This window comes from Hungatella sp. SL.1.14 (genome assembly GCF_024460495.1).
GTDB lineage: Bacteria > Bacillota > Clostridia > Lachnospirales > Lachnospiraceae > Hungatella > Hungatella hathewayi.
In genome coordinates this window covers 67318-81901 of sequence record NZ_JANFYJ010000028.1, presented here as the reverse complement: position 1 = coordinate 81901, position 14584 = coordinate 67318, and the positions used below count along the sequence as shown (strand labels likewise).

The following is a 14584-nucleotide window of genomic DNA, read 5'->3' as shown; positions in this document are numbered from 1 at the left end:
TAATTTTATTTGCTCATCTTCTCAATTGCTTCCCACAGTCCGTTTAAATACGTTGCACCCAGCGCTCTGTCATACAGACCATAGCCTGCGCGTCCCGTCTCTCCCCAGATCATCCGTCCGTGATCCGGGCGCATATATCCGTCGAAGCCATTGTCATAAAGCGCCTTTAATATGGCAAACATATCAAGGGAACCACAGCTTGACAAGTGTGCTCTCTCTTCAAAGCCTTTATTATCTTCCAGAACCGCCACGTTCCTCGCATGTACAAAATGGATTCTTCCCATAGCCGCGTATTTGGCTGCCATCTTCACCACATCGTTTTTATTGGAGCAGCCGAGAGAACCGGTACAGAGGGTAATTCCGTTGTGTCTGTCGTCTACAAGCTTTAAGAAACGGTCCAGATTCTCCTCACACGTAATGATTCTCGGAAGGCCGAAGATGCTCCAGCATGGATCATCCTCATGAATCGCCATGTTTACATCACACTCCGCAGCTACCGGAATGATGGCTTCCAGGAAGTATTTTAAGTGATTCCATAAGTCATCCTCAGACATGGCGTTGTACTCGGATACCACCTGTTTCAGTCCGTCTCTCGTATAACTGGAATCCCAGCCCGGAAGCGTTAAATCGCTGTCGCTCTCAAGAGGATTGACCTTGTCTACCTGATCCTGATAATATACAAGCGAGGTGGAACCGTCAGCCAGTTCATGGTCCAGCTGTGTTCTTGTCCAGTCGAATACCGGCATGAAATTGTAACAGATGCATTTGATGCCCGCTTCTGCAACGCGGCGGATATTTTCACAGTAATTGGCGATATACTGGTCTCTCGATGGCTTTCCCAGCTTGATGTCCTCGTGAACCGGAATGCTCTCGATTACCTCGAAGGCCAGCCCGGCGTCCTCAGTTTCCTTTTTCAGCTTCGCGATGCTCTCCCGGCTCCATACTTCTCCGACCGGGACGTCGTACACAGCCGTCACGATGGAATGCATGCCCGGAATCTGTCGGATCTGCTTAAGCGTTACCTTGTCATCGTCTCCATACCATCTGAATGATAATTTCATGATAAACCTCCTTGGGATTAAAAAATGGTTTCGTTCCCGGCAGCCTGTCGTTCCTCTGCCTCATGGTCTTAGTATAACAAATTCTGTTTCGAATACCATGGATTTAATTGCCGTTCACATTGCAAAAGTTGCGGTTCTCTATTATAATGGGATATAACTGAAGCGGCTTTGGAGGTTATGAGATGAAAAAAGAACTGTCTACCGGCTTTAATGCCAGGCAATATATGAATTCAGGAGAATTTGAGGTATTTTTTTACAATGATATCGATCTGGATCATGTTGTGGATCACACGCATCCCTATTATGAGATCTATTTTTTCTTAAATGGGGACGTGACCTACGAAGTGGACGGAAACCGGTATGAGCTGCAGTACGGCGACTATCTGATGATCCCTCCGGAGACGAGGCACCACCCCATCTTTCATTCCACCGGACAGGATTACCGCAGGTTCGTGCTCTGGATCAGCCGCCCCTATTATGACGCGCTGACGGCCAGATCTGAAGATTTCGCCTACAGCTTCCGCCATGTGGCGGAGAAGAAGCAGTACCATTTCCGCACGGATTTCATTACATTTCAGGAGCTTCAGGGACGTCTTCTGGACATGATTGAGGAGATGAGAGGAAGCAAACCGTTTCGCGGGACATCCGCCCACTTGATGGTCTGTTCCTTCCTGCTCCATTTAAACAGGATCACCTACGATTCCCTGCACCAGGTTCCCGCGGTATATGAGAATGTACTCTATTTAAATGTCTGCGATTATATCAACAACCATTTGGACGAGGATCTCTCCCTTGACCATCTGGCATCGTTTTTCTATGCCAGCAAATACCATATTTCCCATGTGTTTAAGGATAATATGGGCATCTCCCTGCATCAGTACATTCTGAAGAAACGTCTCCAGGCAAGCAAAAATGGAATCCTGTCGGGGATTCCATTTAATGAGTTGTACCATCAATACGGTTTTTCAGATTATACAAGCTTTTACCGGGCGTTTAAAAAGGAGTTCGGTCTCTCACCGAAGGAATTCAGGGAGCAGAGGTCCCTTCCGGAAGGCTATTGAACGGCTTTCTCCCACCGGTCCCCGGTCCGCACATACGTCACGCTGCTTCCATCTTTTTGTGTCAGCAGAACAGAGTCTGTCTCCGGTCCCCAGCTGATGGAAGCTAAATCCTTCACCAGGTACAGATCAGGACACTGATAGATGGTGCCGCCATTTTCCGCATCCCGGATCGTGAAACCCGCATAGACCTTTCCCAGCAGCGTCTTCGTCTCAGAGGTCAGTAAAAGTCCGTTCTGCTCCTCCGCCGTCGTCTCAAATTCTGTCGCCTCGCTGCTGCGGTACGTGTGGTATTCATCATAGATGTTCATGCCTATGATGACGCCTGCCACCGCCAGAACCGCCACGACCGCCAGTATCACCGGAAGCCGTCTCTTATGAACGGCCCCATACGTTTTTACAATCTTTGATTTTTTGTTCATCGGAACACTCCCTGTACCAGCACCATGTAGATCACGGTCCCCGCCCCGATGCTCAGAAGCGAATTTCCTTTCCAGATGTGAAGTAACACGATCGCTGCAACTGATAGGATCTCCGGCAGCGCATGCGGCCAGAAAACCAAATTAACGCCTTTTAAACAGTATACCACCAAAAGCCCGATTGTAGCATAGGGAAGTGTTGTTCCCAGAAAACTGATGTATTTCGGAGTTTTCTTCCCTGCCGGAAAGAGTATAAAAGGAAGGAATCTCGTGAGCAGTGTGGCCACAGCCATCACAACGATTATCACGATTCCCTGTATGGTATGTCCGCTCATGCCCCGGTCTCCTTTCCATTCTTTTTGTAATCCCATGTAATCGCGGCCAGAATCAGAATCATGGCCGGTATGATAAATGCGCTCTGCCCGAATATTACGACACAGAGTGCCGATGCCGCCACTCCGGTCAGCGCGGCTTTATGACCGTGACCCGACTTCCACTGGTCCACAAATATGACGACAAACAACGCAGTCAGCGCGAAATCCAGTCCTGTGGTGTTAAACGTAATCAGACTTCCCAACAGCACCCCGACGACGGTTCCCGCCACCCAGTAGCACTGATCGAGAATCGAGATCCAGAAACAGACCCAGTATCTCGGAATACTCTTCGGCGGCTCCTCATGGCAGACAATGGAAAATGTCTCATCCGTCAGTGCAAAGATCAGATACGGCTTCAATCTCCCGGCATCCCGGTACTTGTCCAGCATGGAAAGGCCGTAAAAAAGATGTCTGGCGTTCAGCATCAGCGACATAAAAAACGCGTACACAGGATTGACCATTGCAGTCAAAAATGTAATTCCCAGATACTGTAAGCTTCCCGCGTAGACAAACACGCTGATGGCGAGAGCCCACCAGATACCAAAACCGCTGATATTCATTAAGATTCCATAGGCGGCTCCCAGAACCAGATATCCCGCCATCACCGGCACCGTTCTGGGAAACGCGTATTTCAGTGCTCTTATTCTCTCCTGATTTTCCATGTGTCATCACCTGTTCACTTGCTTTTTTTATCTATATTGTTTACTATATTAAAGTAGAAAAGTATTTTTGTCAAATTTTTTCATTTGAGCCGTACACAGGCTCAAAATGCAGATTATGAAAAAACAGGAGGTTTGCAATGGATTTCACTTCCCAATATGATTCCTGCAGTCTTTGTCCCAGAAGCTGTATGGTGAACCGCCGGGCGCCGGGTGTGAAGGGCTTCTGCGGCTGCGGCGATACTGTCATGGCAGCCCGGGCGGCCCTTCATCAGTGGGAGGAGCCGTGGATCAGCGGAATCCACGGAAGCGGCACGGTATTTTTCACCGGCTGTACTCTTCGCTGCTGCTTCTGCCAGAATTATCCCATCAGTCAGGAGGGGCTGGGAAAGGAGATTTCCATCCGGCAGCTTGGCGATATCTTTCTGCGCCTTCAGGATGAGGGTGCTCACAATATCAATCTCGTCACCGCCACCCAGTATCTTCCCTCCATCGTCTCCGCGTTGGACTTTGTAAAGCACAGACTGTCCATCCCTGTGGTCTATAACTGCGGCGGCTATGAACGGGTGGAGACAGTAAAGGCCCTTAACGGCTACGTGGATATCTGGCTTCCCGATTTAAAATACTACAGTTCCCGGCTCTCTGCCCGCTACAGCAAGGCGCCGGACTATTTTGAAAAAGCTTCGGCTGCCATTTTACAGATGATCCGGCAGACCGGAACACCCGAATTCATCTCCTTTCAGGATACGGAAGATCCTGAGGCCCCCACCTGCACCCTGATGAAAAAGGGCGTCATCATACGCCACATGGTGCTGCCCGGGGCCAGGGAGGATTCCATCTTTTTGCTGCACTGGATGAAGGAACACCTTCCGGATGGGCAATACAACGTGAGCCTGATGAGCCAGTACACCCCGTTTTATAACAGCGGCAGTTTCCCGGAGATCAACCGCCGAATTACATCGTATGAGTACTATAAGGTCGTTGATACCGCCATCGAGCTGGGACTTGTCCATGGGTTTATGCAGGAAAAAAGCAGCGCAAAGGAGGAATATACGCCGCCGTTTGATTTGGAAGGGCTGGAGTAGGCTGTTTTTATAAGATTATGTACATAACACAGACACAGCCCCGGACGGTTCAACGTCCGGGGCATAATATTTTGCACAGCTATTCTCCCAAAATCTACAGCTCCCTTCGAAGGAACCGAACTCCCTCAACCGGTTCCACACCAACTGCCGTACCATTCACCAGAAATTCCTCCGCATCCCTTACCCGCATTTCACCGTACTGCACATCTGCGAATGCAATGCTGCGGTCCCCGTCCCATTCGATATCCATCTCTTTTAAATTCTCCTGAAACACCTCGAAGCTTCCAAATTCCTCCTTCGACCCGCATTTTACGATCACAGCATGGTTCAATCCTTCTGATATCAGCTCTTTTTTCGTGTTGGCACCATATGCAGCCATCTCGTACCCGTTGGAAAACCAGCAGCCCAGATATCCGTCACCGGATTTGGCAAAAAACCAGTTTCCGCCGCAGACATACGCTTCATACTCATAGACCGGCGTATAGGCATGAATATAATGCACCAGTTCATCAGGATCGATAGCGAACAGCATAACCGTTACATTGCAGTACCGCTCAATCCACGGCATCGTTCCGTTGCCCGCCCAATAGCTGGGACGGTTTTCTCCGCTGAAAACCCGCTCTCCGGGATGATTAACATAGAAAATCGCCGGACGTTCTTTTCCGAATACCACATTCATCAGATGCTGCTGATGGCCATGGCGGAATGGTTTAAACCTTCTGACTCCTGCCGTTAAGTACTCTCCTGTCCGGTAAGTATGAATCTTTACTCCCGCGATTCCCTGATCCATTTCCATCACCACACCCTGGCCCGGCTGGGGCCTGCACTCCATTTCATAGTCCTCCGGCTCGTAATCGCTGATCGCGTACAGACATGTGGCATTGCCGTAATAGGTACAGAAGCCCCGCCCGGCAGACACCCAGCTCACAAAATTCGGTTCAACCTGGAGCCGCGTCTTGATAGTTTCTTCGTAAATTCTTCCATAGGTGGTATTCATCACACCTTCAAAAGAGTTATATCCGATGATCTGCATGGTAAAATCCAGTGCTTTTTCTGCTTTCTGCCGGATTTCCCCATCAGGAGCGCTTAAGTACAGGCTGAAAAAGCCAATCAGATCGATAGGAATGTAGGTTGCTGAATTCCACTCCGCATACCCATAGCTGAAAAAGCTGTCAAACCATTCCAACACCCTTTTCCTTCCGATTTCGTACTGCTCTGCTCCCGTCCTGCCGCTGACGGTAAATAGTTCTTTCTCGAAAACAGATCCCCAGAGATACTGGGAAACATGGAACAGAAAGGCATGATTTTCGCTGAAATACCACATCACATCATTTCCCGGTTCATCAATCCAGTACCGGAAGTTCAGCACCATATCTCTGATCCGTTCCAACTTTTCCGGTGTCAGGAGATGCTTATAGCGGGTCATCAAAAGGCTAAAGGGGGCGAGGCTGAAATCGGCACAGTCATCATGGCGCTCGATCTTTTTACATGCCATATCAAACCCTTTTTCTGCATTGTCATTCCAGCCCTTTAAGAGTTCCAGCGAAGTAATCACAGACTGAAAACCGATCTCACCGTTCTTTACCAGGAATTCCAGAGCCTGCTGCTTCCTCTCCCCAATCGTTCCAGCCGGTTCCAGTACAATCCGTTTTTTCGGGATCACACCGACAAATAAATTGCGCGGTATTACATAGCCCCCTACTGTCAAACAGACGGAGATTCGCGATAGCCTGATACTGCTTTTCTCTGTCTCTGCAACCACCAGGTAATCCTTATCTTTTTTCAGTGTCATCACCGTATGTTCTATTTCGGAGAGCTGCATTCCGGTTCCACAGGGAGTTGAAGTCAAGTACACAGTTGTATCGCCGTCTAAAAGCGTCCGGTCGTAACAAAGCCTGACCTCTCCTTCCGTGTACATATCCTGCTCAAAATAACAGCTTTTTAAAATCTGCTCCGCTTTTCGGATCTTCTCAGGCTGCTCTGTCACTTCCACACTGCCTTCCACTGGCGTTACACCCTTATACCGCAGTTCAAAATAGAAAAAAACGTCCCGTTCCGCCAGCTCATCTGCGTAAACCCTGATTTCATTGAGTCCCTTCCTCAGAGAAAGATTCACCCTGGTATGGCCCGCAATGTTTCTGGTATATGGCGTATAGCAGGCCTGTTCCTCTCCGTTCACCCACACCCGGACTCCGCCGCAGGTATAGATCTCAAATGGATAGCATCCCTCTTCCTGCACACGCACTCCCGCCTTCGCATGAACGTAAATGTACTGGGGTGTGTGAAAAAATGTGGATAAATCAATTCTGTTATTCTCAAATGGAAAATAAAGACTTTCATATGATCCGTCATACCGGACCGCCTTCCTGATCCTTTCTTCCTTTAAAAAGGCTTCCCTGACCGGATACACCACCTGAACATAAGATTCCTCCATGTTCACACCGGCCTCAAAGGTTTTCTTCGGGGAATGGAACGGTTCTTTCCCCATGGCTGTCACATTCCATCTGCTGATTGTCTCATCATATCCGATCTGATACGTTAATTCCATGATTTTTCTCCCTTAATACAGCACTGGGATATGAAAGAAGCTTTCATATCCCATGTGGTTGATGATAAATATTCCAATTGCCTGTCAATCCTGATTACTCATGAACTCCAGTAAGATTTTCCAGGTACTGGGTCACTACATAGTCCATTACGCCGTCTGCGTCAAGTTCACCGGCGATAGCCCTGTCAAGTGCATCACGCAGTGCATTTCCTACACTCTCGCCGCTGTGCTCCTGATCTGTAATAGACTGATCATACTGAGTCTGACCGATAGACTCTGCGATCTCCGTGTTGAAAACGTTGATTCCTTCAATATCGTAGCTAACCTCTACATCCTTGGTTCCCGGCAGATAGTTTCCTGTCTGGCAGTAGAGAGCATAATTTTCCGGCTGGTAGAACCACTCCAGAAACATCTTTGCCTGATCCTCCACACCGGAGCCATCAAACGCATACAGCCAGTTGCCGCCCAGACACGTTGCTTTTTCCTTCTCATATGGCATGAGTACAGGCGTCCATTCGAAATCCTTGATATTCTGGGCATAATCAGAAATAACCCAGTTGCCTGCCATGTGTGCCGCTACAGTTCCCGTCTTAAATACATCCTGCGCATTCTCAGCACCGGTTCCGATCGATGCCTTTGAGATACCTCCATCTTTGAACATATCGAGGAAGAATTCAATTCCCTTCTTTGTATCATCGCTTCTGAAGGCTACCCTCGTTGAATCGGCAGGATCGAAATACTGCATGCCAAACTGATATAGCATGGTTCCTGAACGCTGCTGAGAGTGATCAATCACGAAAGGAGTGGTAATCTTCTCATTCTTTTCAGCAACTTCCTTCACTGCCGCTTCAAACTCGTCCCACGTCCAACGATCCTCCGATGCGGTGGGATAAGATACTCCCGCTGCCTCAAACGCCGTCTTATTGATAATCATACCTACTGCCGTATCGTTTACACCCGTACCATAAAGCTTGCCGTTTCTGACACCGTTTCGGTTAAAGTTATCCGGATTCAGGGAAGTATCATCGAGCGGAAGCACATAATCAATATACGTATCGAAGTTGGACATCTTGCAGATTGCGGGCAGGTTTCCTGCCTTTGCACGGTTCTTGATCTGCGTCTCCATATCAGCGTACGCAATCTCATTGACAAATGCGGTCACACCCTGGTCTTTATGCTCCTCGTTAAACTTCTCGACGATGGTCTTCATCGCCCCGCCTTCCAGCGTATCGTCGGCGAGCAGAATCTCCAGTTCCACCTCCCCTTTCTTTGCAGACTCCTTACCGGAGCATGCTGTAAGCATGGTCATTCCTGCCAGTGATAAACACACTGCGCCTGTCAGTAATCTTTTTTTCATGAATCTTTCCTCCTGATTTTATAATATAATTTGTTGATTTTCTCATGTCCTCTTACTTCTGTCAGCAGCTTTCCGCCGCGGTTATTCTGTTACCCCTTAACACCGGACGACATATTCGCATTCATAATCTGCTTATTAAAGACGATAAATACAATAAGAATCGGAATCATGGAAAGCACTGCCGTCGAAAGCAGAACCGTCCAGTTGACCGCCTCCGCACCGGACAGCGTCCTGAGTGCCAGCTGAAGTGTGTATTTTTTAGGATCGCTGAGTGCAAGCAGCGGCCAGATGTAGTCATTCCATCTCCACTGAAAACTGAAGATCGCCAGAATCGCTATCTGCGGTTTACAGATCGGAAGCATAATTCTCACGAAAATGGAGCCTTCGTTGGCACCATCGATTCGCGCTGATTCCATAAGTTCTGTCGGTACAGTGATGAAGAACTGCCTCATTAAAAATACACCAGTCATGGTTCCTACGGTCGGTATGATACACCCCCAGAGGCTGTTGTAAAGACCGAGAGTATTCAGCACAGTGAAGCTCGGACTCATAATGACCTCGGTCGGAAGCATGGTAGTTGCAAGCAGACACATAAACAGCACATTCAGCCATTTATACTTATATTTTGCCAGCGCATATCCGCACATACAGCTCATTAAAACAGTGATAACCGTGGCGGCTACTGTAATAAAAGCAGTATTGCTGGTGTATCGGATTAAGTCAAACTGCTGCAGTGCAGTCGTATAATTCTCCAGTGTAAAATGCTCCGGCAGAATGGTCAATGGATAATTGAATAATTCCGAACCGTCCTTGAAGGAGCTGATAATCAGCCATATGACCGGGAAAATCCAGAGAATGGCGAAACCAAATGCAAACACATATTTTAAAACTTTATTTACAGTTTTCACGTTTCTCCTCCTCCCTAATCATTACTCTTGTCGCTGACCTTTGTCTGTACAAAGGAAAGGATCAGCAGGATTACAAACAGCACCATGGAAACGGCGCTCGCGTATCCAACTTTGTTCTTCGTAAATCCGGTTGTGTAGATATACTGAATCATGTATGTCGTGGCCGTGCCCGGCCCTCCGTTCGTAAGGGTCTGCACCATGGCAAACACTTTGAACGATGAGATCACGGAAAGAATGATGACCATGAAGGATACCGGTTTTAAATGAGGCAGAATAATATTTTTAAACGCCTGCCATTTATTTGCTCCGTCCAGATTCGCCGCCTCCAGCAGTTCTCCGGGAACCTGCTTGAGCGCACCGATGAAGATCAGCATGTTTGTTCCGCAGCCAGACCAGATTCCCGCAATAATTGTGGTAATAAAAGCGGCTGTCGGGTTTGTCGCCCACTTGATTCCATCCAGTCCGATACACTGAAGCAGATAGTTGATCAGTCCAAAACTCTCTCCGAAGATCCATCTCCAGGTGAGACCGACCATGATTGTGGAAAGAAGGATCGGCCAGTAGATCAGAATTCTCAGAATGGTAATTCCCTTTATCTTCTCAGAGGAGAGCAAAAGTCCCAGTCCCAGCGCCACCGCGTAGCCGAGAGGAACGGACACAATGGAATAAAGGATTGTCTGCCACAGGGTCTTATAGAATTCCGGATCCCTAAACAGCTTCATGTAATTGCTCAGCCCGACGAAATCCATCTGTTTAAACCCGTTGTAATTAGTTAACGAGTACCAGACACCCACGATCGCAGGCGCTACGAAGAACACCAGAAAGAACAGGATATTGGGCAGACAGAAACCAAATGCCCAAAGCTGACGCGTGTCCCTCTTCTTTCTCTTGGCAGGCGCCGGCACCGCCGTATTCGTATTTGCCATTATTTTACCTCCCTTGTCAGTTCTTTTCTCGCTTCAATCAGATACAGGATCGCCATCGCCTGTCCGTAAGGCATCGGGCGGATCTCAATATCCTTATAAAATTGTTTCCCGTCTCTTCCCATCGGGGTTCCGTAGGATACCTGTCCTACCACACCATCGCCGCTGATGTAATCCATCACAGCTTCTAACGGCTTCATTCCACATTCTGCAAATGATTCGTCAATCAGTCCCATGTGAGCAGCTTTCAGCATTCCGTATGCAAATCCCGTCGTTGCACTGGTCTCCAGATAGGAATCACTGTCGTCGATCAGCGTATGCCACATTCCGTTGTCCGCCTGATAGGTTTTCAGGGCTTCCACCTGATTCATCAGGGCCTCAGTTAAAAGCCTCTTAATCACCGGCTCGCAGTCAGCTCCCAGTATCTCAATCAGTTCCGGAATTGCGATCGTTACCCAGCTGTTGCCCCTTCCCCAGAGTCCTTCGGCGAAATTGTGTCTGCCCTTGAAGGTCCATCCATGAAACCACAGCCCTGTTTTCCGATCCTCCAGATATTTTTTGTGGAGTTCAAACTGGTACTGAGCCTCCTCGATGCACGATCTGTCATTCATCAGTTTTCCCATTCTGGCAATAAAGAGAATGGTCATGAACAGGGTGTCATCCCAGAGCTCCTGTTCATTTAAAGTATCAGAGGTCAGATGCTGGAATCCGCCCTCCTCCGTCCTCGGAAGCTCTGTTAAAACCTTTTTCAGCCAGTCTCTGCAGGTCTCCCAGTAGGTCTCATTCTTTGTGTAGTCATAAAGATATGTAAGTGTCAGCATCGGTGCCGTCGTGTTGATGTTGCAGGATGGAAGGCCATCGGCGATCCGCTCATCGTAATACCGTTTCAGCATGGCAAGCGCCTTCTCGTCCCGATTTTCCTCAAACTGTTTCCAGAGTCCAAACAGTCCGACTCCCTGTGTCCATTCCCAGAATCGGTATTTCTGTACGTCGTCTCCCGCCAGATTATCGGTTTTCATGTTCTGAAGGAAGATGTCATCATCATCGTAAAGAACCTTTTCAAATCCATTGATAAGGCACTCCAGTTTTTCTGCAATTTCCTCCAAAAGCATGTCTTTCTTTTCTTCCAGACTATTTTTCATCATCATCTCGCTGTCTCCTTAAACTATCTATATTATATAGCCAATCATTCTGGCAAGCTATGCAATTATTGTTAGAAATAGAGTAAAAGTATTGCATATCTTGCTCAAAGCGACTATTATGAATGTTTTACGCTGATTTTAAATACTTTATCAAGCGGCGTATACTCATTGCAGTACACCGTAAAGCCGGAGGTATTGACTTCTTCTCCGGAATAATGTCCTTTAAACTCATGGCTTCCAAACCCCGGACCCATGACAAGTTCTCTGTCCGTTTCCTTCACCTGCAAATATCCGTTTCTCAGGATCATGCCGCTTCCAGCCTCTGCCTTCATATAAAAATGTTCATTCTCTATGGTTGTCCCCGCAGGGATACCGATCTCCAGGCGGAGAGGAAGCCCTTTTAAGCCGTCCGCCTTTACATGCAGTTCGAGTCCCTCGTCACGCTCTCTGAGCTCCAGTCTCGTGATCAGCCTTTCCGGAAGCAGTTTCTTCCGCTTTGACTGGTCCATCTCCCACCAGTCAGAGGTACCCTGAGGCTCGTCAAAGGGAAGATAATACCAGGAGTCAAACGCTTCGCTCAGCACACAGCCATGATCGTTCACCTCCATTGTCTTCGGTATAAAATTCCGCTTCTCACAGCAACTTTCACCGATCTTCACACAGACAGCCATACTGCCCGCCTTAAAAAACAGGAATGAACTTTTTCCATTTAAAACCGTATAGGTATACTTCTCCTTTTTTACCCTGAGAACTCCCGAATGCTTAAAGTATTTCCGGTACGATTCCACAAATCCGTACCCCTGGAATTCATGATTCATCATCTCATCATGTGTCATAAGAACAGGGAAGCAGTCCGGTGCAATATCACCGCGCTCCATATTATCCCTGATGATCTTATGGGCCGCTGCGTCAAAAACCCCGTCGTCCCCCAGGCACGCAGCGTATAAATACTGATAAAAATACTTGTCCGCATATTCAGCTCTCCCCTTATCCTGCCGGGATGAATTCTGTGTGAAAATAGTATCATCCGGATCGATATAGAGCAGCATCATCTTCAGATTTTTTCTCGCATAATCGTAGTACAATTCTTCTCCGGTCTCCTGTCCAATGGCAAACATGGCGTTATTGACAACAGCGTTGTAATTTCCGGTGGAACGCTCAGCGTACTCACCGTCCTCATCCTCATCGACTCCCTCAGCCAGATACTGAGCTGCCCGTTTTCTTAAGCTGTCTGCAAAATCCGTCTCCTCCGCAAATAAGTTAGCTCCCTGCAGGAGTGCCGCGGTAATTCCCCATCTGTGATTCGGCGTGTGGAATCCACCGTCTCGGACTGCCTTTAACGCATCATGCATGATTACAAGATATTTTTTCTTCAGTGTCTCCGCCTTTTCATCACCGTTTCCATATTTATCGATCAGACGGTAGCCCAGAATCAGTCTTTTAAAGCAGAAGGAAGTGTCGGCAGCAGACTGAAAATTACAGGTAGGGTAATCAAATGACCCATTTTCCCGCTGCATTCTTCTGACGAAACCGCAGGCCATATTGATCGCATCGTACAGTACTTCGCTCTGATAGAACCGGCTCTCTTCCTTAAAATAGACCGACAGCGCCGTCGCCATATGGTAGATGGTCGTCTTTGCCTCCACCACATCACCGTGCATACCTCCATACTGGATACTCTCCGGATTCTTGTCCTGACTTCTTAAAAAGCTTTCTGTCCTGATCTCGGCACCTTTCATCAGATGGTTTATATAACGTTTCATCTCGCATTCCTCCAAATATTATTTTGCAGTACCATATAACTGATATAAAATCCGGCCATGCAGACCGGCAGTATCATAAAGCTTAACCGGTATCCGATCACTCCCGTGATCACTCCGAAGAGCAGGTTAAACACAATATCCGCGACCGTCGCCACACTGATAATCGCTCCTGTTCTGGTCGCCGCGACCTCCGTCGGGTAAATCTGCTGTATCAGCAGCACCATAGTGGGATAAAGTACGGAGATTGCCAGACCGGAAATGCTTAAGAGCAGGATTCCCTTCTCCCCGGTCAGGATCCCCGCGCAAAACAGCAGAGTGCCAATCATTCCAAAGATTCGGATACTTTTCACCGTTCCCAATTTCTGGACCACAGGAGCAAAGATCAGCCTTCCGGCCGTCATTCCGCCCCAGAACAGGGATAAGTAGACCGAAGCCTTGCCGCCAGGGACCGAGAATGCCTGGATACAGTATGAGAAAAGCCAGTTCATGATTCCATGCTCTCCGATAAAGTAAAAGCCGATCATGATACACAGGAGTATAAATACCGCCTTTCCGGGATTCTGCTTCGTCTTCCCTTCTTTCGGCTGCGTCATTTCATACTGCTGTCCCTTAAAGGGAACAGCTTTTGACGGATTCCCTTTCTCCTTTTTTTCTCCATCCAGCGGAGTCAGAAGGAGAAGGGCTCCGGCGGCGGCTCCGATCAGCAGCAGAAGCAGACTTACTCCCTTAAAGCCAGAATAACTGAGGCCATACCGTCCCAGCACAAACTGACTGCCGCTGGTTCCTATTCCCTGAATGAAGAAGAATATATTTACCATCAGCCCCGCATATCCGCTAAAAACCACCGGCGTTAAAATATTGACTGTGGTATTTAAAAGTGTCGATGCTCCCAGTGCAAAAAACATGGAGATCAGAATACAGGGATAGCTGTCGGACACCACGTTTAAAAGCATGGAAAGTACCCAGATTCCGGTCACTGACAGCGCCACCGTCTTTCGTCCAAACGTATCGAGAAGCTTTCCGCCCAGACTCAGAAACAACAGGTTTCCCACATAGCTGATGGTAACAATCATGGACAGCTGGGGATCGCTCAGCGCATACCGTCTCTGAAACACAGGGGCGAATATCCCTCTGAGAGAATCGCTGGAGCCCAGCCCGAACATCAGAACCGCAAAACATAAAAATGGAACTGCTTTTTTCCACATTTTCATTCGTTTATCCATACCCTCTCGTTTTTTCTATCTTTTTTATTTCATAGTAGAGTATAGAGGAAACATCAGACAATAT

At 48.0% G+C, this 14584-nt stretch carries 13 protein-coding genes; 2 read left to right on the top strand and 11 right to left on the bottom strand.

The window, feature by feature from the left end; all coding sequences use genetic code 11:
* Positions 1 to 5: 5 nt before the first annotated feature.
* Positions 6 to 1061, bottom strand: coding sequence for a mannonate dehydratase (gene uxuA, locus NE473_RS24700; protein ID WP_006774282.1), 1056 nt, complete (start codon positions 1059 to 1061; stop codon positions 6 to 8).
* A 182-nt stretch (positions 1062 to 1243) separates the two neighbouring features.
* Here uxuA and NE473_RS24695 point away from each other — a divergent pair, with 182 nt between their 5' ends.
* Positions 1244 to 2122, top strand: coding sequence for a helix-turn-helix domain-containing protein (locus NE473_RS24695; protein ID WP_006774284.1), 879 nt, complete (start codon positions 1244 to 1246; stop codon positions 2120 to 2122).
* On the opposite strand, the gene NE473_RS24690 is transcribed toward NE473_RS24695, so the two are convergent.
* Genes NE473_RS24690 through NE473_RS24680 form a run of 3 tightly spaced genes read right to left on the bottom strand, consistent with a single transcriptional unit; the run spans position 2116 to position 3574 of the window.
* On the bottom strand, positions 2116 to 2541 hold the full coding sequence (locus tag NE473_RS24690) for a hypothetical protein (protein WP_055652303.1): 426 nt from the start codon (positions 2539 to 2541) through the stop codon (positions 2116 to 2118). The two genes, NE473_RS24695 and NE473_RS24690, sit on opposite strands and share 7 nt — an antisense overlap.
* The gene (locus tag NE473_RS24685) at positions 2538 to 2873 is read right to left on the bottom strand and encodes a branched-chain amino acid transporter permease (protein WP_055652304.1); all 336 of its coding nucleotides are present in this window, start codon (positions 2871 to 2873) and stop codon (positions 2538 to 2540) included. The genes NE473_RS24690 and NE473_RS24685 overlap by 4 nt, the downstream gene beginning before the upstream one ends.
* Entirely contained in the window at positions 2870 to 3574 is a 705-nt protein-coding gene (locus NE473_RS24680; protein WP_006774288.1) for an AzlC family ABC transporter permease, read from the bottom strand. Before NE473_RS24680 ends, NE473_RS24685 begins: the two co-directional genes overlap by 4 nt.
* A 137-nt stretch (positions 3575 to 3711) precedes the next feature.
* On the opposite strand from NE473_RS24680, the gene NE473_RS24675 reads away from it, so the two are divergent.
* Positions 3712 to 4656: a radical SAM protein gene (locus tag NE473_RS24675; protein WP_055652305.1), complete on the top strand. Its 945-nt coding sequence runs from the start codon at positions 3712 to 3714 to the stop codon at positions 4654 to 4656.
* Positions 4657 to 4750: 94 nt separating this feature from the next.
* Here the strand turns inward: NE473_RS24675 and NE473_RS24670 are convergent, their stop codons facing one another.
* The 7 genes from NE473_RS24670 to NE473_RS24640 all read right to left on the bottom strand — a co-directional run bounded on the left by NE473_RS24670 (position 4751) and on the right by NE473_RS24640 (position 14520).
* Entirely contained in the window at positions 4751 to 7204 is a 2454-nt protein-coding gene (locus tag NE473_RS24670; protein WP_055652306.1) for a hypothetical protein, read from the bottom strand.
* Positions 7205 to 7298: 94 nt separating this feature from the next.
* Positions 7299 to 8561, bottom strand: a complete 1263-nt coding sequence (locus NE473_RS24665) for an ABC transporter substrate-binding protein (protein WP_006773823.1) — start codon at positions 8559 to 8561, stop codon at positions 7299 to 7301.
* Positions 8562 to 8650: 89 nt separating this feature from the next.
* Positions 8651 to 9469, bottom strand: coding sequence for a carbohydrate ABC transporter permease (locus NE473_RS24660; protein WP_006773822.1), 819 nt, complete (start codon positions 9467 to 9469; stop codon positions 8651 to 8653).
* 14 nt (positions 9470 to 9483) lie between these two features.
* Positions 9484 to 10395: a carbohydrate ABC transporter permease gene (locus tag NE473_RS24655; protein WP_055652307.1), complete on the bottom strand. Its 912-nt coding sequence runs from the start codon at positions 10393 to 10395 to the stop codon at positions 9484 to 9486.
* Positions 10395 to 11540 carry a beta-galactosidase BglB gene (gene bglB, locus NE473_RS24650; protein ID WP_006773820.1) on the bottom strand — a complete coding sequence of 382 codons (1146 nt, stop codon included), beginning with the start codon at positions 11538 to 11540 and terminating at the stop codon, positions 10395 to 10397. Before bglB ends, NE473_RS24655 begins: the two co-directional genes overlap by 1 nt.
* Positions 11541 to 11650: 110 nt before the next feature.
* Positions 11651 to 13297 carry a hypothetical protein gene (locus NE473_RS24645; RefSeq protein WP_055649526.1) on the bottom strand — a complete coding sequence of 549 codons (1647 nt, stop codon included), beginning with the start codon at positions 13295 to 13297 and terminating at the stop codon, positions 11651 to 11653.
* On the bottom strand, positions 13294 to 14520 hold the full coding sequence (locus NE473_RS24640) for an MFS transporter (RefSeq protein WP_055649527.1): 1227 nt from the start codon (positions 14518 to 14520) through the stop codon (positions 13294 to 13296). Before NE473_RS24640 ends, NE473_RS24645 begins: the two co-directional genes overlap by 4 nt.
* Positions 14521 to 14584 lie beyond the last annotated feature (64 nt).

Coding starts and splice junctions, on each gene's coding strand:
- NE473_RS24685 (WP_055652304.1), bottom strand. CDS start 2,873: ATGAGCGGACATACCATACAGGGAATCGTGATAATCGTTGTGATGGCT.
- NE473_RS24640 (WP_055649527.1), bottom strand. CDS start 14,520: ATGGATAAACGAATGAAAATGTGGAAAAAAGCAGTTCCATTTTTATGT.
- uxuA (WP_006774282.1), bottom strand. CDS start 1,061: ATGAAATTATCATTCAGATGGTATGGAGACGATGACAAGGTAACGCTT.
- NE473_RS24655 (WP_055652307.1), bottom strand. CDS start 10,395: ATGGCAAATACGAATACGGCGGTGCCGGCGCCTGCCAAGAGAAAGAAG.
- NE473_RS24670 (WP_055652306.1), bottom strand. CDS start 7,204: ATGGAATTAACGTATCAGATCGGATATGATGAGACAATCAGCAGATGG.
- NE473_RS24695 (WP_006774284.1), top strand. CDS start 1,244: ATGAAAAAAGAACTGTCTACCGGCTTTAATGCCAGGCAATATATGAAT.
- NE473_RS24675 (WP_055652305.1), top strand. CDS start 3,712: ATGGATTTCACTTCCCAATATGATTCCTGCAGTCTTTGTCCCAGAAGC.
- NE473_RS24680 (WP_006774288.1), bottom strand. CDS start 3,574: ATGGAAAATCAGGAGAGAATAAGAGCACTGAAATACGCGTTTCCCAGA.
- bglB (WP_006773820.1), bottom strand. CDS start 11,540: ATGATGATGAAAAATAGTCTGGAAGAAAAGAAAGACATGCTTTTGGAG.
- NE473_RS24690 (WP_055652303.1), bottom strand. CDS start 2,541: ATGAACAAAAAATCAAAGATTGTAAAAACGTATGGGGCCGTTCATAAG.
- NE473_RS24645 (WP_055649526.1), bottom strand. CDS start 13,297: ATGAAACGTTATATAAACCATCTGATGAAAGGTGCCGAGATCAGGACA.
- NE473_RS24665 (WP_006773823.1), bottom strand. CDS start 8,561: ATGAAAAAAAGATTACTGACAGGCGCAGTGTGTTTATCACTGGCAGGA.